Here is a 26,812-nt window from a genome sequence, read left to right as displayed (position 1 = left end):
TAACCACCGGTTCTTTTCTATTTTTTTGACTTTGATCTAACCATCGAAGTTTGATATTTCGGCTCTGTTGTCTGTCTGAATCTCGGTTTAGTCCTGTAATCTGTTAAAGTGTCAGGGAATGATTTCTTTGCCAATCAACTAACTCCGTATTGAATGTATTCTCAGTACATTAAACGATAAAAGTATAATATCGCTGGGGACTAAATTGCTTTAGTTAATGACTGGACTAACCCGGTAATATTATAGCCCATCCATTTGTCTATTGACAACATTATCACGATATAACTTGATATCCCGGTGATGACTAACAATATTAACTTTCCACCACCACCAATTACTGTGACCTCCTCTCTTAAGCCAACAACAATTAGATACATTAGTGTACTCCCGATTGTAGGGTAAATGAGATAGTGTCCAAGACGTGAGTACGTCCCTTCCACAATTGATAAGACAATGTGATATAATACCGGCATTGTCAACAGTGCGCTCCCAATCAATACATAAATCACACCGTTGGGGCCATACATTTCTGCTGCTGGGTATATGAATATTAGAATAAATATGACCTTGATTATCTGAATCTTTGTGTCAAAATCTGGTCGACCAACAGCCTTTAGTACTGGTCCTATATTCGCTCCGATCGCTCTTATCCCTCCCCAGAGTGCTAATAGTTGGATTAGCGGGATTGATGAGGTCCATTGATCTCCTAGAACTGTAGTGACAAAGATAGGGGCGATCGCGATAATCCCTCCAACCATAGGAAAAGCAATTAGTGACGATAGCTGCACGGCACGGTAGTATCCCTGCCGAAGCCTGCTTTTATCGTCTTGCACCTTTGAATATACAGGGAAGGTTACACGTGAAATCACATGCGTAATCTCAGTAGCTGGTGCATTTGAGAATCTGTATGCTATCTGGTACACACCGAGTGTTGTCGCTCCAAAGAACCAACCGACGAAGGCATCATCTCCTTGTCCATAGAGGAAAATTAGAATACTTGATGCAAGTAACCATTTTCCGAAGCCGAACATCTCTTTTGCATATTCGACGTTGAAAGTTAGACCCGGACGGTAATTATGGATGACAAATGAGATTATAGTCTTTGAGACATTACTAGCAACCAACCCAGCTGCTAATGCCCATACATTCCTAAAGACAATGGCAAAGGCTATTGCAATCATCGCATCAACCAATCTTGCAATTATCTGGTATGCAAATTCTTTATGGAAGTCTAGGTCCTTGCGGAAATAAACCACCCCAGGGTTTTGGATACCAAGTATTAACGGTGAAAGGCTAAGTACTCGGATGAGTGATGTTGCTTGGGGTTCATTGAAAACATCTGAAATAAATGGAGCTAATATATATGCTATGGACGCAATTGTAGCTCCTCTAACAATCTTCATAACCCACACAGTATTTAGGTACTCATCCACGTTTTCGTCTTTGTGCTGAATTAATGCTTGATCCAGACCTAATCGAGAAAATTGTTTGAATGCGGCGAGAGTAACTAGCCCGATACCAAGCAGCCCGAATGCAGCCGGTGAAAGTAACCTTGCTAAAACGATTATTTTCACCAGTTGTAAAATCCGATCCCCTACATTGATTCCTGTCACCCAAACTCCACTTTGGATGGCCTTTTGTTCCGTAGTGCCATCTGAAACTAACCTATTGTAGATACTTTGAATCACGGATCTCAATGTTGGTTCCTCGTCGCTGTAAGTATCAAGTCCATTTTCTAAGTATTATCGTAATATTTTCGCAGCCGTTATCTCTCAGAAACTAGTTTAGTATTGACTCTTGGAGGGGAGTTAATGAGGTTATTTACTCAACCGACCCCAACAAGAACGACCCAAAGACCATCTGCAACCCGACCACCACAGCCACGGTCGCCACAACATCAGCAACCGCGATAGGCAACGCACTGAACCCGCTCGTCACCCACGTGAACGCCAGGAGCCCACCGTAGGCCAACCCGCAGAGCAACACCACAGACCCAATCGTCGCCCCACGCTCCAAGGAAATTCGCTCGGTGAACCACGTCGTAAACGGATCGGAAGCCCCGCGAACCGGATCCGAAGACACCGTCGAGAAGGCCCCGAACAGCATCAACTGGAAGCCGGCGAGCGTCAGCAGGCCACCACCAATCCCGGTGTGAATCCCGAACTGCGCCCCACCGAGCTCCACACCGCTCCAGGCCAACACCAGCGCCAACACGCCAATCACAGACAACCCGAACCCAGGCGCGGAAAACAGATACCCCGGCGCGTTCACGAGCATGAACCGGACGTGTCGCCACCCGTCGGGGAAGCTCTCCAGATTGGCCTCGCCCTCGCGGGGGTGGTAGGTAATCGGCTTTTCTTTAATCTCCAAGTCCTTCGCGCCGGCTTCCATAATCATCTCGCTGGCGAACTCCATGCCCGTCGACGAGCAGTCCATGGTCTCCCAGGCGTCGCGGCTAAACACGCGCATCCCACTATGCGCGTCACTGACGCCAGCGCCGTAGAAGACGTTCAAGAACTTCGTCAACAGTGGATTCCCGACGTGTTCGTGCAGCGGCGGCATCGACCCGGGGAGAATCTCGCCCTCCAGTCGCGACCCCATGGCCATGTCGGCGTCGCCGGAGCGAACCATGTTCAACAGCTTGGGAAGCTCCTCGAAGTCGTAGGTGCAGTCGGCGTCGCCCATGGCGATGTACTCGCCGCGGACGCGCTCGAACGCGTACAGATACGCGTAGCCGTAGCCCTTGCCGTCGGGCTCGATGACAATCGCCCCATTTTCCGCCGCGATCTCGGGCGTGCGGTCGGTCGAGCTGTCCGCGACGACGACCTCGCCGTAAATCTGCATGTCTTCGAGGGCGGCTTTGACCCACTCGATACACTGGGCGATGCCACCCTCTTCGTTGAGGGTGGGCATCACGACCGAGAGGGTGGGTGCGATATCACTGTCTGCGGACAGCAGTAGCTCGTCACCGCTGAGGTGGATGTCCGAGGCAGACTGCCCGTTCGTCGCTCCCTGCTGTGGAGCGTCTACGGGGGATTCTGATTGGGATCTCGTGCTCATTTACTGGATTCCTCCGTGTCACTAGTGGGTGTGCCTGCGAGGGGCTGCAAGCGTACACACTCCGAGTTGACGCGTACTATCAGATAGACGAAAGCACACCTATAAAGAATTTGGCCTCTTACGACTTCCAGGATATCCTAGGACTTACGAGACCTCTATAGTGAGAGCCACGGACCGAGGGGTTCAACCGCAAAACCCACAGGTATGTCATCAAAAAATCTCTGTATTTCCACGACTGTTCAGGACGGTTCGAGGGTGTCCACGCGCTGTGACGCCGAGGCTGAGCGGTCGCCGCGGCCGAACTCGCACCGAGTCGTCGGTGTGCGTCGAGCGCGGCACAACCGCCTGACGACGGCGTGTCGCTCGCGGTCTCCCGCGGCGTACCGGTGCGTTTGGGACCACAGCACTAACGGACATATGGCTGTTTTATCTAGCTGCTGTTACTGCTCGTCGACACGCTCGCAAAAAAGTCGGTCAGTGGTTCGTTCAGCCGTTGTACGTCCAGCTCTGGAGCGTCGAAGAGCTGGAGCCGGAGTCGGAGGTCCAGATTACGCGGACCGTTTCGCCGGAGTCGAACGAGCTGCCGTTCGCAGTGACGGTAATCGAGCTCCCTGCGGTGATTTCGGTCGCTGAACCGTCGATGTCCGCCCAGGTGTCGCCGTCGTCACCCACGGGTCCCGAGATAGAGACGCTGTCTGCATCAATCGAGGTTCCGCTTTCGTGGGTAATCGTGAGGTTTCCTGACGTGTTGGTGTAGTCGAAGTCGAAACTCGCTTGCGGCGACGTTTCGCTGACTTGGTCGCCGAGACCGAGGACGAACGTGCCGATGACGGCCGCGAGAATGACCGTAATCGCGACCATGAGAATCACACCGATAACCGGTGAGACGGCGGAATCGTCGTTGAAGAGAGTTGTGAGTTGCATTGGAAATTCCTGCGCCCGGACAGGGAGTGGTCGACGCGCGATGCCGACAGTCGAAGCGACGTTCCGTTCGGCGCTCGTCGACGATGTGACCCACCTGCGGGGCTTAGATAGCCATTCGAACGGATTGCTATTAAAAGCAGATTGAGCAATCGTAACATAGCACGGGCGGTCTGCACCGGGGTCGTCGCGAGTCGGCCGACGCGGGCCGCGCCTGCCGTCCGCTCATCGTCGTCAATCGGTGGCGGTCCATCCGTTGTGGCAGTCACCACGCACGCGACCGCATCGGCAACGAGCGAACGCTGTGTGGGGACACTTTGACGGCCAAAATCCTCAAATACAGATATATTATCCACTTCTGATGAATAAAATCGGACTCCAAATCCGTCATCTGAATATGTATGAAAAAGCGAATTTAAACACGAATATTCTCTAAAAACATACACTATATAGGAGGAATACGTAGTCAAAATCGAATATCTGAACACACTACTCATGCTCTCCTGCTGTGAATTATATCTGAGAAGCGATTAGATTCAAAATTAATCCGAATATTTACTATTTTACCACGGCAGACGTGCGACGCGAGATGACTCGTCGGTCGCCTAGCCAGTCGTCTCGGCGGGAGACCCACAACACGCGGGACCGGCCCCGGTTGCGGTGAGAAGAGCGTCAGTCGGCGTCGTTCTGTTCCGTTCGGTCAGCCACTCCGTCCCACGCACAGAGTTGCAGCGCGTTCCGGAGGTGGAAGTCTTTCTCGTCGGGATCGTCCGTTTCGAGCGCTTTGTAGAGGTGATCTTTGGTCTGCTCGACGAACCGGGACGGCCCACTCATCGCTGTGACGCCCCCATATCAGTCGTTCCCTGCCCAGGGACATCCCGAGTGCCGCGACGTACCAAATTGTACAACCCAACCATCATGTCTAATAGTTAATCTAATCTAAAAAGTGTTTCTAGACCGTCTACCTCTTACGTGCTGTCTTCTCGGTGCGTCCTGATTCAAGCCGGGGCACTGATAATTCTGCGACACGAATACGCGAGGACCTGACTCCCAGTCGGCTTGAGACGGTTGAACTGGGACGCGGCCCGAGTTGGCCGAGGAAACCGGACCGTAGTACTAGTCTCGGGCGAACCCGACCTGGTAGTAATCGGGCGTTTCGGGGCAGTTTTTTTTCTTTCGCGTCCAGCGGTACGTGCTGTCCGTGTCGATGCTGTTGTCTCGCGTGTAGATTCGGAGCAGTTCCCCTTCGAGCGGGCCGCTCTCGTATTTGAAGTTCCACCACGGGAACGGGAGCGCGCCGCCTTTCCCCGGGGGGAACCGTCCGCCTTGGCCGTTACACCGGAACGGAAGCGAGTCATCGCGACAGGAGCCGTCGGGCGTCCGGTTGTCGCACGTTTCGGCTTCGAGAATGACGAACGACTCCTCTGGGTAGTACTCGTCTTCCTTGACGACCGCTTGGCCGCCTTTGCCGTTGGCGGCTGCTGTCCCCGTGGCGAGGAAGAGCGCCCCCGCACCGGCTGACGCTTGCAGCACCCGTCGGCGCGAGACTCCCTCGGAGCCAGACGTCTCCCGGTCGGCGGCCGACGTATCCGGCGAATTTGACAGTGGCATCATACAGCCCACTCGGACGACGCTAATCAAGATTCCGTCAGACAGCTGTTCGCTGGCTGTCGTGTCGAGCCCGACGCCATATTTATAATGGTTGTTGATGAATTACATGGTGGAGGTCGCTACGGATGTACAATCAACACGGGGGAGTGCCCGACGATGACCAATCAACACAGCAAGTAATCCAACCCGCGGAGATTAACGCGACTGAGCACTACGTTTGTAGCCTCATCGGTCTCGTCACCATGGTCGGAGTGGTCGTCCTCTTCACCCCGCTTTTGGTCGCACTCACGCGACCCTTCCAGCAACTGTCGGCTACCGCCTTCGTCTTCGTCCTCGCGACGGTCTGGTTGCTCGTCTGGCTGGGGACGGAACTGGTATGGGAATGGCAAACCGGACGACTCTTCCCCTGAGCCGCTTTTCGGCTAGTCTCGGTCGTGAGCGGCGGGAAAGCACGCCGACATCGGCCACTTGTCAATTATTCATCGAATCCATCGAGTCCTCCCTCACCGAGTATTAGGCTGGCCTAAAAACCGATGGCTTTTTATTTATTTAGGCAAGCCTAAAGTCTGCATGACAGCGAAAATCGACCGCGAAACGGGCGGAGTAGTTGGATTAGTAATGATTCTTTGTTTACTCACGGTTGGAAGTGTGGTGGGTGCTGCGGCAGCGGCACCCGCGCATACCGCCGTTACCGGAGTGAGTGTCTCCGAGGAGGACCCCGAAACTGGCGACCGTATTATAATTACACCGACAATTAGTCATTCTGGGTCGGGGAGCGGCAGCTTCGAAGTCACGGAGGTAACGGTGGAGGACAGCTCTGGAACGAAACATAGCGAAGCGAACCAAATCGGGGTGCTCGGCGCTGGCGACACCGCCGAAGTGCCGGTGAGCGCGCGCTTCGACACTGCCGGTGATAAGCGACTGACGGTGCACGTCCGCGGTCGCTATTACGACTCCGACGGTGCGACCTCGGAAATCGTCCACCTCAAGCATCCGGTGTTCGTCACGGTCTCGGAACCGAGCACGTCGACGACGGTTCCGCCCCGCGTCCACATCGAGACGCACAACGCAGTCGCCGAGACTGACACCACCGTGACGGTCACGGTGTCGAACGGTGATGACGAGGCGCTGACGGACCTGTCGCTTCGACTCGACTCGGTCGACGGCGAAATGCAGAGCCGGACCGCGATCACGCCGGTTCTCGCCGCGGAGAACTCGACGACCTACGAGTTCACGGTCGAACCGTCCGAGGCGGGCGAAACCGCGCTCAAGGCGACGCTCCGGTACAACGACGGCGAATCCGTCGAAGCGTTCGACACCGTCCAGGTCGAGTCGCTTCGGGACGACGTGTCGGTCTACGCGACCGCCTTCGAGGAAAACGACACGGTCTCCGTTCGGTACCGCGTCACCAACCACGGGAACGCACCCATCGACGACGTCGTCATCTCGGGCGTGTCGAACGAGTCGCAGCTGCCGACGACCTCGCTCCAGTCGGTCGATGCCGCGACTTCGAAGACGGTCGTCGTCGACGTGAACGAGCGCCCGTCGAGCACCGCAACGGTCGCGGCAACCTACGACATCGGCGAGACGACTGGTCAGGCGACGCAGTCGGTGCAGTTCGATTCGTCGGCAGCTTCGACAGGTACGAACGCGCTCACCGTGAACCTCGGCAGCGTAGACCCGTCGAACACGTCGACGTTCCTCCTGAGCGGCTTCTTCGGCGGGCTCGTGGTGACCGCGCTGTTGTTCACTGGCCGCCGGTGGGTCCGAGACGACTGAGAGCTGAGCACTGAGCCCGCACACTCCCGTCGGTCGGTCCCCGCTGTCCCTCCCGTCGCCGTGACGACCCTTCTTTCCGACATTCGACAGCAAGCGACCCGCGACTGTCACCTCCCGTAACGCACTCGCACGACGCCTCCCAGCGCCGCGTGTGCCGTCGAACTCAGCGGTAAATCCGATCAGCGAGGTGCTCTTGAATCTCGCTGTGCAGCTGTTCACCGTCGACCGAGCCGGTTGTCGCTTGCCGAAACAGCACCCCCGCCACGAACGTGATGATATGCTCGCTCGTTCGCTCGGGGTTTACCGGCTTGAACTCGCCCTGTTCGATTCCTTCTTCGATTGTCTCCGTGAGCCGCCGTTTGACCCTGGTCTCCGACTCGGTGAAAATCGCGCGGTAGTCCGGGTTCGAAGCCGATTGCGTTCGTAGCTCGACGTACGTCTTCGCGAGCTGTGTCAGTTCGGCCTCCGGCTGGCAACTCACCGGCTTCGCGGCGACGAACAGGGTCAGAAACCGTTCAAGCTCTTCGCGCGGTGTCGTGTCCTCCTGTTCGAAGATTTTCGCGAGGAACCGTCGATGCACGACGTCTAAGAGTTCCGCCAGTAACGACTCCTTGTCGTCGTAGTAGTGGTAGATAACCGATTTGCTGATGCCGACCCGGTCAGCGATTTGCGAGATGGAGATCCCATTGTATCCGGACTCGAGTAATATCTGGTGGGTCGCTTCGAGGATCGCCTGCTGTGTCTGGTGGCGATCGGAGTCTGCTGAATCCGAGAAGTAGGTCATAAATTCCGTTATCGTCAGTACGAGGCTAACGAAGCTAGCGCCGATTCGAAGTTAAACGTGTCGTTAGCTGGGACAGCAGTCCGAGAAATCGCGCAACTCCGCGCGGTCGTGGGGCGACCCCCAGTGTTCGCCGCCGCTCTGTGGCGCCGTCTCGCGACGTTTATCGACCCCCGTGCGTTCACGCGTCGCCCGAGTCACCTGCGTCCGCAACGGCTTGGAGCGCGGTCAACTGTGCGGTCGGGTTAATCCCGCCGAGGAGGACTAACACGCTGAGGGCGTCCGCATCCGGCCGGGGGTCGTCGCCGTTCCGAACCTCCAGACTCCCCGTCTGCTCTTCGATCCAGCCTTGGTTCTGACTAATCGCGTCTCGGTTGAGCCATGCCGGTCGCCCGGTGATAACGAGCAGGCCGCGGGACGCAGAGCCGATATCGCAGGAGAGCGTCAGCTGTCCGCGGACGGCTTCCCGCGTCTGTGTCGTGATTCGGTTGAGCGAGTCGATCTGGTCGACGGACTCGGCGTCGTCGCCGACGAGTCGCTTGAGACGCCCCACCACGCTCGTATCGCGCGGCGGGAGCGGGCGCTCGGAGTACCCCAGCGTTGCGAGTCCGCCGCCGCGAAGCGTGTTCATAATCTCCGAGGCGTCGACGACGCTCGCGCCGACGTCGTCGGCGGTCGTGACCTCACCCGCTGCGAAGAGCGTGCCGAGACGGCGTGCGAGCTCCGCGTTGAGCGTGTCGTACGTCTCGTCGGAGATCGGTTCGTCTTCGTTTTTGACCCACGCCGCCGTGTCGAAGCCGAAGACGTGGTCGGTCTTCGACACGAGTTGGCGGAGCGACCGCAACGTGTTCGACGCGCGCTGTTGGTCCGTCGTCGCCGTCGAGAAGATGCCGACGCCGTACACCGGCTGGTCGTACACCTCCGAGAGCCGCTCGGCGAGCACCGCGGCGGTCGGGCCGCCGGTCCCGCCGCCGAGACCGGCACAGACGACGAAGGCGTCGCTCGCTGCAATCGGCGCGTCGTCGGTCGGTTCGAGGAGTTTTCGATGCTCGTCTGCGGCGGCGGCAGCGCCGCGCTCGGCGTCACCGTCGAAGCCCTGTCCGTTGGTTTCGGTCGCACCGAACAGCACGCGTGCGTCTTCGGGAATCAGCTCTAAGGCGTCGAGGTCGGCCGCGGTCGTATCGCAGGCGGCCGCGCCGCTGATGAAATCCGGCTTGCGCTGTCGTTCGTACTCCAGCAGTTGTTCGACGACTCTCCCTCCTGCCTTCCCTGCTCCAAAGCAGAACACGTTCATGTTGTCTGCTCTGCGACGTACCGAGCGAAAAAAATCCCGGTCTCCCGCGGCTTCGCGCGACGCCCCGTTGGACTCCGGGACGTGCCGGCGGTTCGGCTTTCAGCGTGAGCGTCGTCGGGGTTACACCGCACCGCCGGCGCCGTCCGGGCCGCTCGCCGCGTCGGTCGACTCGGCGTCCTCGCCGTGGACGAGTCGCGCCCAGACGACGAGTGCCGGCGGTAAGACGACGAGCGATGCCACGTACGAGTACAGAATCGAGACCCCGGTCAGGAGCCCGAACTGCCCCAGAATCGGCGTGATTGCGATGACGAGCACGCCGATGCCGGTCACCGTCGTCAGCATGCTGCCGGTCAGCGCACCGCCGGTCCCGCGCACCGTGTCGGTCAGCGCGGCGAACACGTCGGTTCCCTTGTCGTACTCCTCGGCGAAGCGGTGGACGAGGTGTGCGGAGTAGTCGATGCCGAGACCGATACCGATCGATAGAATCGTCCCGGTCATCACGTTGAACGGGATGTCGAGATACCGCATCGTCGTGGCGATAGCGGCGACGGTCACGACGATTGGGACCAGATTCACCACGCCGAGCGAGGGCCGCCCTTCCAGCAGGGCGTAGATGAGGACCAGGAAGACCGCCGAGCCGGCGAGTGCGAGCACAAGGCTGATGAACGCCGACTGGGCGATGACGTCGGAGACGGCTTTCAGGATGACGACGTTCCCGGTGGCCGTCGCTTCCACGCGGTAGCGGTCCGCGACCGTGCGCGTGTCTTCGGTCACGTCGGCCTGGCTGGCGTCGGATTCGACCGCGTACTCGACGCGCGCGGAGGTGTAATCGTCGGTGATGTAGTTGAGCGCCTGGTCGCGGGCCGGCGACGCGAGGAGCGCGTCGTATATCTGCTTGAGGTTGTCGTCGGGGATGCCGTTCGCGTCGCGGTCGTTCCGCGCGACGAGCGCCGCGAACTCGGGGTCCCGCTCCGCGTAGCTCTGGATGACGGTGACGATACTCGTCTCCCGCGCGTGGCCGTCGTCGACGACGAAGCTGTCGGGGGGGCTGTTCCCCGCCCGCCAGATGGATTCTAAGGTACCACCGTCCGTCAGCGACCCCTCGACGTACACCGTCGTGACGTCTTCCTCGCCGGTCTGGAAGTTGTCTTCGAGGAAGTTCGTCGTCTCGGTCACGGTGTAGTCACGCGGTTGTAGCTGTTGGGGGAACAGTTCGAGATACTCCGGGTTGTCCTCCGGCGGGAGGAACGAATCCTGCGTGAAGCGACTGTCGACGCCCGACCCGTAGTACCCCATCCACGCGGTACTCACGACCAGCAGGACGAGGAACGCCTTCGGGGCGAGGCGCGCGATGTGAATCCCGACCGGGAGAATCTTCCCGAGGACCGAGTCTTCCGCACCGAGTGGTTCGGACCCGAACTCGGGGAAGCCGACCCGCTCTCGGAGGCTGTCGAGATACACCTTCGCCGCCGGCAGGAAGATGCCGAAGATGAAGAAGGTAAACACGATGCCGACGGCCGCGACGATACCGAAGTCGCGGATGGGCCCGAGTTCGCTCGACGCGTTGGCCGCGAAGCCGATGACCGTCGTTCCCGTCACGATAGTGAACGCGACGAGAAGTTGGTCGGTCGCCGTCCGCATCGACTCGTGGATGCCGAAGCCCTCGGTCCGCTCTTCGCGGTAGCGATTGATGGCGTGAATCCCGAAGTCGATGCCGACCGCGAGGAGAAGCGGCGGCACCGCGATGAGCATCTGTGAGAACGCGATTCCGGCCAAGCCCATGAAGCCGAACGTCCAGAGGACGGCCATCGCCAGCGAGATGACCCCGATCAGGAGGTCGATTGGGTCGCGGTACGCGAACACCAAGAAAAACAGGATCAAGACGACCGCCGCCGGCACGACGAGCGCGAGCGAATCGCCGATGACCGAGGAGAACTCCTCGGAGAGGATTCCGCTGCCGAACACCCGGATATCCCCGCCGACGGAGCCGACGATGAACTCGGCGTGTCGTTGAATCTCCGTCAGCGGACTGTCGCCGCCCGTCCCGGCCGAGTCGGACACCTCCGTCGTGAGCGAGTGCGTGACGATGCCGATCGTCGCGGACGCCGACGCGGAACGCGCGTTGAAGTCCTCGCTCAGACTCGACCGAACCGACGGGTTTTGTTCGACGGCGACTTGGACTGCGCGGTCGATTTCCGTCGGCGTCGCCTGTTCGACGGCGTCGATTTCTTCGTCGATGGTTGTCGCTGAGGGGTCTATGGCTCTGGCGACGGCGCGGGCGACGCTCGTCGTCTGTACGACAGATAGCTCGGGATTGGCCTGCAACCGCTGTTGAGCCTTGAGCATCCTGAGTAGCTCGGGCTTCGACAGGACGTTCGACCCCGATTGGATGAGCTGTGTCGTACCGGTGTCTTCCTCGAACGTCACCCGCTCGAAGTTGTCGTTGACCTCTTCGAACGCTTGGTACGCGGCGACATCTTCGGTAAACTGACTGGTTCCAGACGAGGTTCCAGACTGTCCGAGTCCGGCGGAAAACCCCGCCGAAAGCAGTAAGAAGACGAGGAGCACCGTCTTCGGCTGGTCGACTATCCAGCCGTCGACGACGTCGATGTAGTGCTGGTAATCGATCTGGAGGTCCATTAGTTACTCGTCCGTGTTGAAGCGCCGCCAGCCGAACACACCGAGCACGCCGATAACGATGACTGCACCGACGATTAGCCCGACCGGGAGGCCGCCGCCCTCTGACTCGATTACTTCGATGGGCGTGGTGTACGTCTGGGAGACTTCCGTGTCACCGTCCGGCATCTCGTACTGGAAGTCGAACGAGACCGGGTAGCGCTTCGGCAGCGCGTTGGCCCCGGCGCTCAGCGCAATCGTGAACTCTTCGGATTCGCCCGGCGGGAGTTCGCTGATGATTCCCTCGTCGTTGCCGCTACTGAGCGGGTCGCTGACGAACGCCTTCGCTTCGATGTTCGTGAGCGGCTCGTCGCCGTTGTTGGTGACCCGAACGCGGAGCGCTCTCTCACTGCCCGCTTCGATGGTGTTGTTGACGACCTCGACGACGAAGCGGTCCCGATGCGGCGCGATTTCGGCGTTGGTCGTGAGACTGTCGCTGACCCGCGTGTTGCCGCGGCTGTTGCGGTACGCCACCGAGAGGTTGAGCTGTTGGACGTTCGCGTTCGCGGCGTCACTCACGCCGACCTCGTACGAGAAGTCGGCGCTGTCGCCGGGTTCGAGGTCCGGCAGCGCGTACTCGGACGATTCGACGTTGATGTTCGGGTTGCTCGAACTAAACCGGAGCACCGGGTCGTCGACGCGTTTCGGCCCGTCGTTGACGACCGTGCCCGAGACCGTTCCGTCCGCGCCGACGCGGAGGTTCGTGGTGACGTTTTCGAGCGAGAAGCTCTGTTCTTCGACGGGGGTGACGCCGACGTTCAACGTTCGCGACGTTCGAGCGATGCCGTCGGTGTCGGTGTAGTCGACATCGAGGTTCACCGTGTAGCCGCGAACCGTCGCGTCTTCAGCGAGCGAAACCGTGTAGTTGACCGTCCGGCGTTCACCGACAGCCCAGCGACCGACTTGCGCGGTCGAACTCTCCGAGGCCGTTCCGAACACGAGTTCGTCGCTGCGGGAGGTCGCCGTCACGCTCGCATCGGTCGCGGCGCGGGTGCCGGTGTTCTCAACCGTCACCGAGAGGTCGCCGGTGTTTCCGACCTGTGCGGTCGTTTCCGTCTCGACGACTTCGAACCGTGGCTGGTCGCGCACGCGAACCGTCACGTAGTGGGTCCTCGTCCGCGTGTTGTCCGTGTACTCGGCCCCCGATGGGTCGTAATCGACGAGTCGGGTGTACGTGTACGACACCTCGACCGGGATTCGATACGTCCCGGGGGTCGCGTTCTCGGAGACCGTGATATCTATCGGCGAGAGGTCGACGGTCCCCGTCGGGACGTTTCCAGCGCCGATTGTGCCGGTGTTAATCTCGACCGGGGCGTCCCCCGGGCGTGCCTCGACCGTGACGCCACGGGCCGTTGTCACGCGACTCTCGTATCGTTCCGGACCCGATTGGTCGATCTCGCCGTTGTTTCGGAGCGTGAGCCTGAGCTGGGACTGCGTTCCGGGCTCGAACTCACTCGTCGACGTGAAGACGTCGATGTCGGGAGAGCCGTACACTTGCCCCGAACTGGCAGTCTGGGCGACCGCGGGGGTAACCATAGACGTAGTCAACACGAGAGCGAGACCGAGAGTCAAAAGCGTAGAACGGAGGGTGTCTCTGTGCATCAGTACGTCTCAGACGTGTGAATGAGAACGGTAGTTGAACAAGACTGCGCGCGCCCCGATACCTGTGTATACATCTCTACTAACAGTAGCGACACACAACTAATATCTTTTGTGGATATCGGTCGGTGAATCAACAATATACCCCCGAATGATGGGGGTAGCGAACGTCAAAAGAGGGTATTCGGAACCGACTGTGACCTGCGTGACATCTCTTTGCTCGAAGCGACGGACACGCTACCTGGTGCAGTTCACCCCTCGTGTTAGCGTCACATCAAGAGTTCACCGAAAACCGGACGCACAACGGATCTGTAAGCGTCCTAAGGCGTGTGGACGGTGACTGTGACAGAAAGTACTTACTACCGGACCAGATAGTCAGGGGTATGAGTCCACGGACCCGCTCGATACGAACATTATCTGTTATTTTCTTGTTGATTCTCGGGTTGACGGCGATTCCCAGCGGCGCAATCGCTGTCGATTCTGACGAATCGGCAGCTGAATCGGTACGGTTCGCGGACGTCCAACGAGTCGAACAGCAGGGTGACTTCGTAACGCGCACGCTGATCCTCAACAACACCGACGAGGCCAGGTTCCAAATCTCAGCTGTGGAAGGTGAGTTCTCGACGACGGTCTCAGTGACTGACGGCTCCGGCGACGGTAGTGTCACCGTGGTGTTCGACACGCAACAAGCGGATAATCCCGGCGCCGCATTCCGAGTGGCGGACGCAAACGACACCGTCTCGGTCCTCACGCGGCCGAGCAAGACCAGCCAAACGACACTCCCGACAGGTCGGTACAGCGTGATTGCCTCTGCCGGCCACACCCGGATTGCGGACCGACTCTGGATCGAACCCCCATCGGTTCGTGGGAGTGCGGTGTGTTCAGTACCAGCTTCCCAGCAGCCCAGCCACATCGACTGTGCCGATAGAGTACGCGAGACTGGGTCCCCGTCCGTCGTTGCAGTCGGTGATGATGCAGTCGTGCAGTACCGTGTGAGTGGACTCGAAAGTGCCGTTCAGCAACCCGCTCCCGGTACGCAACCGGTGTTCGCACGCAACGCGTCCACGAACGCGCACACGACACACGTTGTACAGTGGTCGCCAGAGAGCGACGCTCGTACGGGCCAAACGCTTCGGATTACCTACCGCGGGGGTCCGTCTCCCTCGCTGCACAGCTCACGGCTGGTCGACCACATCGGGATTGATACGGATGCCGACGGTGAGATCGACCGGTCGCTCAGAACCGCCGTCAATCGGTATCAGGTCACGTCTACTGGCGGGCTGACAGTCGCGTTCGACGAACCGATAACAGTCGCGGACAACGAGACGCTGCTGTTCGAATACCACGTCGTCAACCCCCGTACGGAAGGCGTAAGCGATGCTTCGGTATCGTTCGGAGGCGAGACCGTCCACAGTAGTCTCGAATACGCACCGAATGGTCTCGGTAACGTGGGTCCCGGTGTCGACCTCCGGGTTGAGAGCTCCGAGATGGATCTCATCTCCCCGCAGACGGTGTTCGATGTCGAATACGATGCGGAGACTGACAGCCTCAACGTCGTCGCTGACTCCGCCCGCTTGGAAACCGGGACGTACAACGTGACGGTCGCAATCGACAGCGATATCCACGCCGACGGCGAGCAAGTCGTACTGACTGAAGCGTTCACGGTCGCCGAACCGTCGGTAGATAACCTCTCGGCCACCATGTCCGACACGAAGCTTAACGTCTCGGCACGGACCAATCTCGCTCCACAGACCAAGATGGATATCGACCTCACGATGTCGCAGGAAGGAACCACGTACTTCTCGCGGTGCCTGACGACGGTCGGCAAGAACGGCGTCGTCACTTGTAGCTTCGCTCCGCCAGGAACCGGCTCTGCGAACGTCTCGATTAGCTACAACGACACGGTCGTCGCGGGGCCGGAAGAAATCGAAATCGAGTCGAATGTGACCACTCGCGGGTGACGTTCTTCCACGCGGTACTGCCGTCGGCTCGCGACTGAAGCTGTGGTCTGTCCGTGGACTCTCGCCCTGACTCGTTTCGGCGGTTGTGGTCTCTTTTGTGCGTTTCGTTGACTAGTGAGGTTGAGGCTGCCGTCGTCATCACGACCGTTCTTGTCGTGTCGTTGTCGGTGGTCGGATTGGTTCGATGCTCGGTGGCGGTCGGGTTCTCGGTCGTCTGCTCCGAGAGTGTTGACCGGTACCGTCCGCTGACTCTGACTGTATTGTTGCGTGCGGGCGGGCCCGCGACCGGACGCCAAGTGGAAGACGAAAACGGGGACAGCGACCAAACATGCAATAGAAACAGAAAGCATTTACCAAGGCCGCTTATATCGTTCTACCGTACCCCTGCCCATCCCCCGCTAGTAGGGATCCGCGTTATAGCGAACTGCGCGGAAAATACTGGCGCTACAAGTACACTATGACAAAGCTCAAAGATCAAACGCGTGCGATACTTCTCGCCACGCTGATGGTAACTTCCGTCTTTGCGGGAGCCATCGCGTTCACGGGAAGTGCCGCCGCGGAGCGTGGAAATCTCGACGCTGACAACGAAACGTTCAACAAGACAATTGCATCCGGCGACCGCGTCTTCCTCGGTGAGGAAATTGACACGGACGCCGGCCTCGGTGCTTCGGAGCCGCTTCTGACGGGTGTCTCGGGCAACGCGGAAGGTATCTCCCTTGACCTTACCTCGCCCATCCCGCAGAGTTCGGAGAACCAGCCGCTTGGTACGTACTCCGCTGACGGCAACAGTGGTTCGGCCAACGTCACGCTGCTGGCGCCGCGCATCACCGACAGCGAAATCGTGACGGCTTCCGGTGGCGACGTCACCGGCTCCGCCATCAGCTCGGACGACGCTGACGAACTCTACGTCAACGCGAACTACAACTACGAGTCCGCCGAGAAGGTCACGGTGACCGTCGAAGATCCGAGCGGAACGGACATCACCAACGAGGTCCTGACCAGCTCCAGCGACATCATCAACGACAGCACGGTTGACTCGCAGAACGGTGCCCAGATCGACATGTCCGGTCAGGACGCTGGCGAGTACACGATCATCCTCGAAGGCGCTGAAGACCTCGACTTCGGTGACGCTTCTGAGACGATGACCCTCACGATCTCGTCGCAGGACGAGGTCGGCCTCGAACTCGACAGCGAATCCGTGACGCAGGGTACTGACGTTCAGTACACCGTCACGAACGGCATCGACGGCAACGAGCACGTTGTCGCTATCGACCTCTCCGACCTCCGGAACGACGCCACGACGGAACAGGCCAAGGCGGTCTTCCGTAACATCGGCGACACCTCGGAAGTCGGCATCGCGAACAGCAGCGCTACGAACGCGAGCGGCTCCGCCACGGGCCCGACCGTTGAGACTGCTGACATCGCGTACGCAGTCGTCGAAATCGACGGCGCCAGTGCAGTTGGCGGCGTTGAAACGCAGTACCTCGACGACAGCGACGTCGACATCGAAGTCTACGACGCTGGTGTGAGCGCGACTGCAGCAGTCGATCAGGACGCGACGAACGACATTACGCTCACCGTCGAAGAAGGCGGTGCATCCCTTTCGAGCCCGACCGGTCAGTACGTCGTTGGCTCGGAAGTCGACATTAACGGTACGGCTACCAGCTCCGACAGCGTCGCAATCTACGTCCGCGACGATGGCGACTGGCAGCTCCTCGAAATCGGTGGCAACAACGAAATTAACGTTGACTCCGACGACACGTTCGAAGAGGAAGACGTTGCGCTCTCGGGCCTCGGCGGCGACGGTAGCAGTATCCTGTCGCTGACGGGTACCTACCGCATCGGTGTCATCGACGCGTCGGACGCTGACGTTGGCGGCGACGGTTCCGTCGACGACTCGCTTACGACGTCCGAATTCACCAGCGGTGTGAGTAGCAGTAACTCGCTCCGTGTGACCGACCAGGCCCTCACGGGTCAGTTCACCACGATCAACGGCCAGGTCGCTCCTGTCGCCTCCGGTACGGTTGACGTTAACGGTACCGCCTCCGGTGCCAACTCCGTCCTCGTCATCTTCGTCGACGAGCGCGGTAACGTCAACTACCAGGAAGTGAGCGTTGACAGTGACGGTACCTACGAGGAGGACGACATCACCGTCGGCCTCACGCAGGGCCGGATCACCGCCCACATCCTCTCGGTCGGTCGTGACGGTAACGTCGGTGACGGTTCGCTCCCGCCGGCTAGCGGCAGTGGCGACCTCTCCGAACTGATGACCTACCTTGACGATCTTGACGCAGGTAGCAACAACGGTGAGCAGGTCAACGAGCTCATCGCCTCCGAAACGGTTGACGAGACGGCGAGCGACGACCTGATCGTCACCGAGACGTTCCGTCTGGCCGAGTCCTCGACGTCCATCGACTCGATCTACCCCGACGCCGCTGAAGCGTCTGGCATCAACCCGGTTGCAACCGGTGAAACGATGGTCATCGCTGGCTCGACGAACCTCAAGCCGGACGACAACACCATCAGCATCGAAGTCACGAGTGAAGACGGTACGTCCGTCGCACTCGAAGACACTGACGAGTGGAACAACGACGGCCAGTGGATGGTCGAAGTTGACACCACTGACTTCGAGACGGGTACGTTCACCGTGGAAGCCGACGACGGCGACAACACGGACACCGTGAACGTCGAAGTCGTCTCCGAGCGTGAGGACACCACGACGTCCTCCGACAACGCGACGGACACGACGACGACCACGGACGAACCCACGGAAACCACGACGACCGCAGAGCCGACTGAGACCACCACCGAGACTGAGGAGACGACCACCACGTCCTCCAACACGCCCGGCTTCGGTATCGCAGTCGCTCTCGTCGCACTCGTCGGCGCGGCACTTCTCGCCCTCCGCCGCGAGAACTAACGCCGCCGTCCCTCCTCGTCACTCCGACGAGGATGTGACGACAACAGACGAGTAATCGCCGGACTCGTTCCGGTCTTTTATTTTCTTTCCCCTACTCCACTGAGAGACATCTCCGAGAGACCGCCGTCGCTTCGCACGGAACTCAGCGACCGCCGGTGTGCAGACTCAGGGTCGTGCCGAGCGAGACGACTCGTTGCGGCCTTCCGGTGGAACGGGGGTGAATCCGGACGCCTGTGCAACCCGGTTCTGCAAAACGCGTCGTACGACAGGAAGCCGTCGAGAGCTCAGAGTTCCTCGACCGGTAGCCAGAACGCAGAGGACCTACGGTACTCGAAAACAGCGCAGCGCCCGCCGTGCAAACCAGGCCGTCTCACTCGGTGACAGGGAGGCTACTCGTGAGGAGTTGTAAGAACGCCTCGGCAAACGTCGTGTTTGCGCTCCAAATCGCGATTTCGGGCGCTGATCGATTGCTGCGGACGCTCAGCAGGAAACTATCCGAATCAACGAGTAGCAACCGGACCGCGTGCTCACTTTTGGACTGTTGTGGCGGGACCGACACGCTGGACACACACTCGGTCTCCCTCCACGGCTCTGCGATCTCTTGGCCGTTATTCTGGAGCAGGAGTACTGGGACCTCCCGAGAACAGCACGACCGGACCGAACTCAGGAGTTCGGCATCCGGATGCGCGAGGTCCTTGGCACCGTAGATCACTCGCGTTTCGGCTTCGTCGATGAGTTGACTGGCCCGGCCGATAATCGCCGGAGTACCCGTAATGGTCCACACGTCTTCGCTCTGTTCAGCCGACGGTGCTGTCTGCCGCTCGAGCGTCTCAAGCCGGTCGAACGCCGTGTCGCGCTTGGACTCGAACTCACGGCTGAGTTGAGACTCGACCTCGGACAGCGAGATGGGTTGGAAGACCTGTGGGTTGGCCCGTTGAACGCTGATGAACCCTCGCGATTGTAACTCTTTGGCCGTCGTGTACACCTGTGACCGAGGCACGTCCGACGTCTTTGCGACCTCACGCGCCGTCCCTTCCCCGAGTTCGATAAGCGCAGTAAACACGCGGGCCTCATATGTAGATAGACCGAGTTCGATGAGTGCATCAATCGCTTCGCTGTTATCCATGGATAGACTACCTCTCGGTGACTGGTAGCGGTTTGGGTACTTGTCTCCGATGGTTCAATCTTTCGCCGGGTGAGCACTTACGAGGGCATCGGGCAGGTGGCGGCGCGGTTGCCAAATCGTCGGCACGGTGCGGGAAAGTCCACCACTGAGAACGACGACCACCCGCCGACTGTCCCCAGGCACCGACCGCGGAGAGCGACCCCCGTCGGGGTGAGCGAAGTCGGGCGGGTCGGTAACCGAGATAGGGGTGCCTGAGATGTGAGTTGAGACCGAAATAGATTAGTATCGATGGCTGTGATGAAAAGAAAGGTTGGCGCTAAGCCAGCCTCTGTATGGGCAGTCATCAGTTTCGACCCGACTAGGTGTGTTAGTGGCCGGTTGTTCGATGACTGTATATGCGGGTAATCGTGTAGATTTGCGTACTCGCAACGACAGGCCAGTAACATTCCATCTTGGACGGGTGGCTCCCGACTTCGGGACCGTCTTGGCCCGCGCTCTTGGAGTCACCTCTGTTGGTCCCCCTCCGAATTTCAACGATGATAGCCGGGTGTGTAGATTTATCTTCGAAACGCTCGCTGGCTAGTGTATTCGAACATGGACTCCAAGCACGTGGGTTGGGCGGCCGCGGTTCTCCTGGTACTTTCTTTTACTGCCGGGGTAAGCGCCGCAGCGGAGCCACCAACGACAACTGGAGACGCAGCTATCGACGTCCCCGACACACACCGGCAGGTCGGGCAGAACAATTCGACTGGCCTCTCAGAGCCGAACCTGACGGTGGTCATCGACAACCGAACCGTCGCCGACGGTGACACGATTACGACCGACGATAACCCCACACTCACGGTCCGAGCAAACGGTTCGGCACCGATCGACTTGCTGGTCGTCCGCGTCGATGGAGACAGCAGACGGATATATACGCCGAACAGCACCGCGGTCAACGAAACGGCGACGCTCGATGTGAACGCCGGTGAGCACGCGCTGGAGGTGCTCGTCCAGTCGAACGGGCGGACCACCGCCCACCGGGCGACGATAATCGAAGATTCGATCGCTCCGGCGATAGTGTTCTCGTCGCCGTTCCGGACGGGCAACACCAGTATCTACGACCGCCCCGAGAACAACTACACGATCAATCGGTCGCAGATCCAACTCGATGGGACGCTTCACGACCACTCTGATGTCGAGCAGGTAACCATCGAGCTACGCTATCACGGACAGGGTATCGATGCCCCCTGGGGGTTCCGAAAACGAATCGTGATCGACGACCCGAACACGTCGATTTCCAAATCACTTCGGCTGGGACCGTTCAACGAGCAAGTGGGTGCCGGCCAAAACAGCCTCAAAATCACGGCACTCGATTCGCGCGGCCATCGCCGTCACTACAATGTCAACCTCTACGTTGAGGACGAGGACCCACCGTCGATCGAGATACTCGACCAGCGTCTGATAAACACGCGCTCGGCAGTTCGGTTGACGATTCGGGTGACGGATCAGGTCGGCATCCGCTCGGTCGGTGTTCGTCGAGGGTCGGCCGACGGGTCGGGGTTGAACTACGAGATTCAGCCGAAGCCAGTCGGAGCACGCCCTATCGAGCACACGTTCACGAAGACGATTCCGCTCGCAGGAGACAGCCGAAATATCACCATCGTTGCGGATGACGGCACCGAGAACGCGACGAAACGCGAAATTGAGGTGGACCACACGCAGCTCGTGCGACCGGCGATTGAGGTCCGACCAGATACGCTTCGGGTCAGCGATAATCGCGTCCACGTCGAAGGCCGCGTGTACGATGGCCGCGTGACCAGCGTGTACGCCGAGACGGTCGGCCCCACTGGCAACACCGTCGACCTCGCTCAGATATACGGTGGGGGTGTGACCAGCGCCGTTACGATCAACGAGACACTCCAACTGGATAGCTATCCGGCACGCGTCCGGATCCGCGCAACCGACTCGACCGGGAGGGAACACATCGAGTCGGTCCAAGTCGCACAGCCAAATGCGACGGCCGACCCGGAGACCGCGTCGACGACGACCCCGGATAGCACGGTGCGGACGAACACGCCGTTACCCGGTGTCCCGTCGGAGTCTTCGTCGCAGGGACTTCTCGGAACACTCGTTGAGGCGGTCAGAAACTTGGTTTCAACAACTGCCACCGGTGAGTCCCTCGAGGTGTAACTTCTCGGGGAACGCCGAGGGCTGGGCCCGTGGCCCGTTCGATATTCGTCCACCACCCCGCGAGCGGTCGTTCGACGTGAAGTGCTGATTCGTTCAGTAGTGCCAAATCTATTATAAATCCTCATTTTGAATACGTCTACCACATGCCCTCCGACACGGAGTCGCCGCGGACCGTACTCATGCTACTGTGTCTCGTTGCGGTCGGTGTGGGACTGACACCACTTGCGACCGCAAGCATGGATGTCGCCTCCAACAACGATGCAGAACCGACACCGCCGGATGCAGACGTTCCGGACCATACGCTGGCTCAAGCCCAACTGTCGTCGACCACGGACACGGCGACCGAGACAGCGAACACGACGCCCACGCCCACGCCCACGACCACAGCGACGTCGACACCGTCACAGACACCAAACACGACAGCCACCGCCACGCGAACTCCCACGCGGACGGCGTCTGCAACACCAAACACGACAGCTACCGCCACACGGACGACTGCTCCGGTGACGGCCGACGCGCCACAGGGGCTTACCGTTGCAGGGCTTTCGGCACCGGAACGACTTCGACCGACGGAGCCGTACACCGTGACCGCGACGGTCCGCAATCCCGCTAACGAGACGCGCTCGGAGCGGATTGAATACGTCTTTTCCGGGTCGACGATCACAAACCGAACGGTTCGGTTGGCCGGTGGTGCGTCGCGCGAGGTCCAGTTCGAACTGACGGCGAGCGGGCAGTTGACCGGCACGGAGACGGTTTCGACGGGGACGTACGTCCACGGCGTTCGTAACGCGTCGGGAGCGGGTATCCCGCGCTACCTGCGTGTGACACCCGACGTCGACCTCGCGATTGAAGCGTTTCAAGCGCCTGCGACGGCACCCAGCGACCGCGAATTTGTCGTCCTAGCGACCGTCTCGAACCCGGCCGAGACAACGATCACGCGTGATGTCGCCTATCGCTTCGCTGGAACGACGATCAGCGAGAAAACCATCACCGTCGGGAGCGGCGAGCAACGGCAGGTCGCATTCGCAGTCACGACCGAGCGGGTCGAGGCCGCAGATAGCCTTATCCAGCGAGGTCGGACCTACGACCACAGTATCGAGACCGCTGGTGGGGCAACCGTCAGCGATGCGATTCGACTGCGAAGCGAACCGAGTGCACGCGCGGCGGCGCTCACGACACGGGACGTGCAACTCCCGAGCGACCTTCGGGAAGATACCCGATACACGGTCGCGGTTACGGTCAGGAACGTCGGAACAACTGCTTTCGACGGGCAGTTCGTCTACCGCCTCAACGGAACCGCCGTTGCGACGCAGAGTCGTAACATCCCGTCTGGCCAACAGCGGACCATCAGCTTCGAAATCGCCTACGCCGACATCGAGCGGGCGGCTCAGCCCCTTTCGACGCGCACGTCGACACAGTCACTCACCGTGGGGAACGCGTCGCTGGCCAGCGAGGATGTTACGGTCCACGGACGCATCGCGGACACGGACAGGCGCACAGAGTCTCCGACACCTCGACAGGCGGCCAACTTCACCAACGACTCGGAGGAAGACCCCGAAGCGTCTCGTGCGACGTGCGAACGAGGATTTTTCAGTCGATGTGGCGAAAAAACTATTGACCAGATGACACTGACGCTTATCGGCACGCTCAGCTCTGTCGTCGCGATTCTCTACGAAATGCTCTCGGGGACCTAACCAATGGCGCGAGGTCTCCCTGCGCTCTGGAGTTCGGTTTTCGGGCTCCCGCTCGTCGCCGCCGGGGCGTATCTGTCCGGATTCGTCGCGGAGCTGTCGGGCGGCTCACCGAGCCAGTCATCGCCGGCCGCTGGGCTCATCATCGCCGTCTTCGGGCTGTTCATCCTCGCGATGGGGTGGTACGTGCATTTCGTGACGGCTCCGGAAACACCCCAGATGCGAGCCGACGAGCACCTCGTCGAGACGCGGAATCCCGCACAACGAAGCGCGCTCGCGGAAGCCGCGCTCGCCGTGCCCCTCCTCTCCCTTGGAGGGTATCTGCTGTATTTCACGCACCGCCCGCTGTACCAGCCGACGATTGCGTTCGGAGGCGGCCTGCTTTTGTTCTCTAGAGGAATCTATCGCTACTGGCAGAACACGCTTACCACCTACTCCTTGACGAATCAACGCGTAATCGAAGAGTACCGATTTATCTCGTTGTTGCGAAACGAGGTGCCGCTTGAGAAGGCTCGTGGCGTCGAGGAGACCCGTTCGGCGTGGGATTCACTGTTCGGGCTGGGGAACGTCAGGATTCGGTCCGGGGCAAGCGGCGGTCTCACGGTTGCCGTCGAGCAAGTGTACGACCCCGCCGACTTTGCCGGACAGGTCCGCCGGGAACTCTCCTCGGGAAGCGAGCAGACAGCGGCCGCTCAGGAGCCAACGGCTGAGGCGCGTGCTGACGGTGTGGCTCCGCCCTCGGCTGACGCGGGGGCCGAACGGGAGCGGTCCGTGGACTCGACCGAGTCGGCCACGGGCGACGCGACCGACAGCGAATCAGAGGCGGTATCGGCGGACCGGAGCCCCGATACGGACGAAACCGCGTGATGCCCGTCGGAAGCATCTGTCGCGGACTGCGTTGAGCAGTTTGGGTGGAGGAGAGGGGGAGGGAAGGGTGTGTTACGAGGACGAGGACCGGCTGGCAGCCACGCGCTCGGCAATCGAGTCCAAGAGGACGAGCGTCGGCGGGAGCGTCGCCAACGACGCGATGAGCGTCAGGAACACGACGCCGACGGTCAGGAAGCCGAACCCGCTGAGAATCGGGAACGGCGACAACACCAGCGCCGAAAAGCCGAACACGGTCGTCATTCCCGACACGCTAATCGCCTTTCCGACCCGAGTGGCCGCGGTCTGAACGGCATCGAGTCGACTGACGCCCGCCCGCTGTTTCTCTTGGTAGTATCGGTCCATCACGATGATGGTGTACTCCGCACCGATTCCGACTGTCATCGCCCCGAGACTCGCACCGAGTGGCGAAACCGGGATATCCAGCAGATACATGTAGATGTTCTGCCAGCCGATGACGAACACCATCGGGATGAGCGGCGCAACAGCCTTCACCAGATTGCGGTAGTACACGAGGAGCAGGATAAACACGAACAGGACGCCCAGTCCGGTCGTCACGTTTCGTGAGTTGATCTGCTCCACGATAGAGGGGGTCGCAATCGCGGCGGTCCCCGTGATTTCCGCCGTCACTCCGGGTGGGGGGCTACTGTACGCGATTGACTCGCGCGTGTTCTCCAGGAACGAGAGGGCCTGCTGAGTGGTCATATCCTGTGCGGAGTAGACCATGATGTGCGCACGCCCGTCGTTGTAATACTGGAGTTTCTGTCTCTCGGGGACGGTTTCGAGCACGCGTTTGACGCCGCTCTCAGTCTGGGGGAGTTGGCCCCCGTTGTACTGTTTAACCAGCGTCGCTGGCGAATCGACGCCTTGTACCAGCGGGGTCTGTGTCGCGATGTGCTCGAAGTCGAGCATCCACTGCAACGTTGCCGGATGTTTGAGATTCGTCCCGGTCACGAGCACGTCGTAACTCGTGCTCGAACCGCCGCCGGCAACAGAGCGGAACTGCTGGAGGTCGGTGTAGGCGGGGAGGTCCTGCGGGATGAACCCTTCCGTGTCCGCGAGCGTGTCGAGCGACCCGCCGGCCTGAAAGCCTACGAGAGCGATCAGCAGTGCGATACTGAGGACGAGCACCGGATGACTCGCGAGTATCCGCGCCGAACGACCGAGCAGTTCCCCGACGAGGCCGACGCGATCCGAGTCGCCTTGGTCTTGAGACTGCGTCGTTGTGGCCGTTGTCGGGGCGTCGTCTTCGTCCGGCGTCTCGTCTTCGGCGTCGCCCCGCCGGCGAACCCAGAGGGTAAGCAGCGGGAGGAGAACGAGTATCCCCGCGATGAAGGTGAGAAGCACGCCGAAGATCGAGGTCTGGGCGAACCAGATAATCGACGGCGACGACGTCGACACCCACGTCGCTCCGAACCCCAACGCGGCGGCGAGCATAGCGACGAAGACCGGTGGACCGATTCCGCCAAGCGCTTGCGGAAGCGCTTCGCGCGGCGGATGGTTTTCGAGTTCTTCCTCGTACCGCTCGTGGAACTGCACGGAGTAGTCGATGCCCAACCCAATCAAAATCGGGAAGACCGCGCTGGTCATCGTCGAATTGGGGACACCGGCGTATCCAATCGCTCCGAACGTGTAGATGACGCCGACGAAGACGGCGACAATCGGGAGGAGGCGAAGACGGACGCCGCGGAACAGGAAGAACAGCGCCACGACCATGAGCCCGATTGCGAGGCCGAGTAACTGCTGGGTGCTCTGCTGAATGAGCGTCGAGAGCTGTGCAGAGAACGCGGCACTGCCAGTGACGGTTACCGTCGTCCCGGAGGGGAACTCCGCCCAGTCAGTCGCTTCAACGGCCTGCGTGTAGATGGGGCGTTCCTCCGTCTGAGAGAGCCCCGTATCGAAGACGATCTGGACGACCGTGTAGTCCGGCGACCCGATAACGCTTCGAATCTTCGCCTCCGAATCGGGGATTCGGCCGTACTCCCGGCGGACCTGATCGGCCGGACTCGTTACGGTATGGACGTTCGTCTTCGTCGACATCTGCTGGTCGACGCGGTCAATCGCGTGGAGCGTCTGCGGCTCCGTAATATCTCCCCGTACGAGAACGGCGATGCTGCCCCGGTCAAACGACTCCGTAAACGCGTCGAACGTTGGGTTGTCCGCAACGAATGCAGCGTCGCCAGTAACGCTGGTAATCTGCGCAGCACCGCCGAACGCGGTGAAGATAAGCAGGACTGCGAGAAGCAGCACTGCGATCGGTCGCTGTTGGACCTGTCTTCCGACCGCGCTGAACAGCTGGCGTAGCTTATCCATGGTTACTCCTTGTCCCGTCCATG

Annotated in this window: 19 protein-coding genes; 7 read left to right on the top strand and 12 right to left on the bottom strand. The window is 60.0% G+C overall.

Going from position 1 to position 26,812, the window contains the following annotated elements:
* Positions 1-200: 200 nt before the first annotated feature.
* From ACSR87_RS05410 to ACSR87_RS05390, 5 genes are all read right to left on the bottom strand, one after another.
* Complete coding sequence (locus ACSR87_RS05410; RefSeq protein WP_498529767.1) at positions 201-1,688, bottom strand: lipopolysaccharide biosynthesis protein; 1,488 nt, start codon at positions 1,686-1,688, stop codon at positions 201-203.
* 133 nt (positions 1,689-1,821) lie between these two features.
* On the bottom strand, positions 1,822-3,060 hold the full coding sequence (agl6, locus tag ACSR87_RS05405; RefSeq protein ID WP_498529766.1) for a low-salt glycan biosynthesis hexosyltransferase Agl6: 1,239 nt from the start codon (positions 3,058-3,060) through the stop codon (positions 1,822-1,824).
* A 486-nt stretch (positions 3,061-3,546) separates the two neighbouring features.
* Positions 3,547-3,984 (bottom strand): type IV pilin domain-containing protein, encoded by a 438-nt coding sequence (locus ACSR87_RS05400; protein WP_004062816.1) that lies wholly within the window; start codon positions 3,982-3,984, stop codon positions 3,547-3,549.
* Between the two features lie 669 nt (positions 3,985-4,653).
* Complete coding sequence (locus ACSR87_RS05395) at positions 4,654-4,815, bottom strand: hypothetical protein (protein ID WP_004041948.1); 162 nt, start codon at positions 4,813-4,815, stop codon at positions 4,654-4,656.
* 282 nt (positions 4,816-5,097) lie between these two features.
* Positions 5,098-5,592: a hypothetical protein gene (locus ACSR87_RS05390; protein WP_233521783.1), complete on the bottom strand. Its 495-nt coding sequence runs from the start codon at positions 5,590-5,592 to the stop codon at positions 5,098-5,100.
* Positions 5,593-5,717: 125 nt separating this feature from the next.
* On the opposite strand from ACSR87_RS05390, the gene ACSR87_RS05385 reads away from it, so the two are divergent.
* Positions 5,718-6,002, top strand: a complete 285-nt coding sequence (locus ACSR87_RS05385) for a hypothetical protein (protein WP_004062814.1) — start codon at positions 5,718-5,720, stop codon at positions 6,000-6,002.
* A gap of 394 nt (positions 6,003-6,396) precedes the next feature.
* Entirely contained in the window at positions 6,397-7,371 is a 975-nt protein-coding gene (locus ACSR87_RS05380) for a CARDB domain-containing protein (RefSeq protein ID WP_275879766.1), read from the top strand.
* A 163-nt stretch (positions 7,372-7,534) separates the two neighbouring features.
* On the opposite strand, the gene ACSR87_RS05375 is transcribed toward ACSR87_RS05380, so the two are convergent.
* The 4 genes from ACSR87_RS05375 to ACSR87_RS05360 all read right to left on the bottom strand — a co-directional run bounded on the left by ACSR87_RS05375 (position 7,535) and on the right by ACSR87_RS05360 (position 13,658).
* The gene (locus ACSR87_RS05375; RefSeq protein WP_004062812.1) at positions 7,535-8,155 is read right to left on the bottom strand and encodes a TetR/AcrR family transcriptional regulator; all 621 of its coding nucleotides are present in this window, start codon (positions 8,153-8,155) and stop codon (positions 7,535-7,537) included.
* A 178-nt stretch (positions 8,156-8,333) separates the two neighbouring features.
* Positions 8,334-9,446 (bottom strand): tubulin-like protein CetZ6, encoded by a 1,113-nt coding sequence (gene cetZ6, locus ACSR87_RS05370; RefSeq protein WP_006601223.1) that lies wholly within the window; start codon positions 9,444-9,446, stop codon positions 8,334-8,336.
* A 120-nt stretch (positions 9,447-9,566) separates the two neighbouring features.
* Entirely contained in the window at positions 9,567-12,086 is a 2,520-nt protein-coding gene (locus ACSR87_RS05365) for an efflux RND transporter permease subunit (protein ID WP_004062810.1), read from the bottom strand.
* Positions 12,087-12,089: 3 nt separating this feature from the next.
* Positions 12,090-13,658, bottom strand: a complete 1,569-nt coding sequence (locus ACSR87_RS05360; protein WP_498529765.1) for a COG1361 S-layer family protein — start codon at positions 13,656-13,658, stop codon at positions 12,090-12,092.
* A gap of 491 nt (positions 13,659-14,149) precedes the next feature.
* Here ACSR87_RS05360 and ACSR87_RS05355 point away from each other — a divergent pair, with 491 nt between their 5' ends.
* Positions 14,150-15,682 carry a DUF7827 domain-containing protein gene (locus ACSR87_RS05355; protein ID WP_498531038.1) on the top strand — a complete coding sequence of 511 codons (1,533 nt, stop codon included), beginning with the start codon at positions 14,150-14,152 and terminating at the stop codon, positions 15,680-15,682.
* 457 nt (positions 15,683-16,139) lie between these two features.
* Complete coding sequence (gene csg, locus ACSR87_RS05350) at positions 16,140-18,602, top strand: HVO_2072 family ArtA-dependent S-layer glycoprotein (RefSeq protein WP_498529764.1); 2,463 nt, start codon at positions 16,140-16,142, stop codon at positions 18,600-18,602.
* 370 nt (positions 18,603-18,972) lie between these two features.
* Here the strand turns inward: csg and ACSR87_RS05345 are convergent, their stop codons facing one another.
* Positions 18,973-19,728 carry a TrmB family transcriptional regulator gene (locus ACSR87_RS05345; protein WP_004062807.1) on the bottom strand — a complete coding sequence of 252 codons (756 nt, stop codon included), beginning with the start codon at positions 19,726-19,728 and terminating at the stop codon, positions 18,973-18,975.
* Between the two features lie 594 nt (positions 19,729-20,322).
* Here ACSR87_RS05345 and ACSR87_RS05340 point away from each other — a divergent pair.
* Positions 20,323-21,900 (top strand): hypothetical protein, encoded by a 1,578-nt coding sequence (locus tag ACSR87_RS05340; protein WP_163489400.1) that lies wholly within the window; start codon positions 20,323-20,325, stop codon positions 21,898-21,900.
* A 307-nt stretch (positions 21,901-22,207) separates the two neighbouring features.
* Here the strand turns inward: ACSR87_RS05340 and ACSR87_RS05335 are convergent, their stop codons facing one another.
* Complete coding sequence (locus tag ACSR87_RS05335; RefSeq protein WP_158543167.1) at positions 22,208-22,387, bottom strand: hypothetical protein; 180 nt, start codon at positions 22,385-22,387, stop codon at positions 22,208-22,210.
* Positions 22,388-22,403: 16 nt separating this feature from the next.
* Here ACSR87_RS05335 and ACSR87_RS05330 point away from each other — a divergent pair, with 16 nt between their 5' ends.
* Together ACSR87_RS05330 and ACSR87_RS05325 are read left to right on the top strand one after the other, a co-directional pair.
* Positions 22,404-23,594, top strand: a complete 1,191-nt coding sequence (locus ACSR87_RS05330; RefSeq protein ID WP_233509313.1) for a PH domain-containing protein — start codon at positions 22,404-22,406, stop codon at positions 23,592-23,594.
* 3 nt (positions 23,595-23,597) lie between these two features.
* Positions 23,598-24,458 (top strand): PH domain-containing protein, encoded by an 861-nt coding sequence (locus tag ACSR87_RS05325; protein ID WP_004062804.1) that lies wholly within the window; start codon positions 23,598-23,600, stop codon positions 24,456-24,458.
* Positions 24,459-24,530: 72 nt separating this feature from the next.
* On the opposite strand, the gene ACSR87_RS05320 is transcribed toward ACSR87_RS05325, so the two are convergent.
* A complete protein-coding gene (locus ACSR87_RS05320; RefSeq protein WP_115891428.1) occupies positions 24,531-26,789 on the bottom strand; it encodes an efflux RND transporter permease subunit in 2,259 nt (752 codons plus the stop codon).
* Positions 26,790-26,812 lie beyond the last annotated feature (23 nt).

Source organism: Haloferax sp. SDI50 (genome assembly GCF_059802635.1).
This window is presented reverse-complemented; position numbering and strand designations above follow the sequence as displayed.

What these genes read in the sequence shown, in the direction of transcription:
- agl6 (WP_498529766.1), bottom strand. Translation starts at nt 3,060, where the DNA reads ATGAGCACGAGATCCCAATCAGAATCCCCCGTAGACGCTCCACAGCAG.
- ACSR87_RS05400 (WP_004062816.1), bottom strand. Translation starts at nt 3,984, where the DNA reads ATGCAACTCACAACTCTCTTCAACGACGATTCCGCCGTCTCACCGGTT.
- ACSR87_RS05395 (WP_004041948.1), bottom strand. Translation starts at nt 4,815, where the DNA reads ATGAGTGGGCCGTCCCGGTTCGTCGAGCAGACCAAAGATCACCTCTAC.
- ACSR87_RS05390 (WP_233521783.1), bottom strand. Translation starts at nt 5,592, where the DNA reads ATGCCACTGTCAAATTCGCCGGATACGTCGGCCGCCGACCGGGAGACG.
- ACSR87_RS05385 (WP_004062814.1), top strand. Translation starts at nt 5,718, where the DNA reads ATGTACAATCAACACGGGGGAGTGCCCGACGATGACCAATCAACACAG.
- ACSR87_RS05375 (WP_004062812.1), bottom strand. Translation starts at nt 8,155, where the DNA reads ATGACCTACTTCTCGGATTCAGCAGACTCCGATCGCCACCAGACACAG.
- cetZ6 (WP_006601223.1), bottom strand. Translation starts at nt 9,446, where the DNA reads ATGAACGTGTTCTGCTTTGGAGCAGGGAAGGCAGGAGGGAGAGTCGTC.
- ACSR87_RS05365 (WP_004062810.1), bottom strand. Translation starts at nt 12,086, where the DNA reads ATGGACCTCCAGATCGATTACCAGCACTACATCGACGTCGTCGACGGC.
- ACSR87_RS05360 (WP_498529765.1), bottom strand. Translation starts at nt 13,658, where the DNA reads ATGGTTACCCCCGCGGTCGCCCAGACTGCCAGTTCGGGGCAAGTGTAC.
- csg (WP_498529764.1), top strand. Translation starts at nt 16,140, where the DNA reads ATGACAAAGCTCAAAGATCAAACGCGTGCGATACTTCTCGCCACGCTG.
- ACSR87_RS05345 (WP_004062807.1), bottom strand. Translation starts at nt 19,728, where the DNA reads ATGGATAACAGCGAAGCGATTGATGCACTCATCGAACTCGGTCTATCT.
- ACSR87_RS05340 (WP_163489400.1), top strand. Translation starts at nt 20,323, where the DNA reads ATGGACTCCAAGCACGTGGGTTGGGCGGCCGCGGTTCTCCTGGTACTT.
- ACSR87_RS05325 (WP_004062804.1), top strand. Translation starts at nt 23,598, where the DNA reads ATGGCGCGAGGTCTCCCTGCGCTCTGGAGTTCGGTTTTCGGGCTCCCG.
- ACSR87_RS05320 (WP_115891428.1), bottom strand. Translation starts at nt 26,789, where the DNA reads ATGGATAAGCTACGCCAGCTGTTCAGCGCGGTCGGAAGACAGGTCCAA.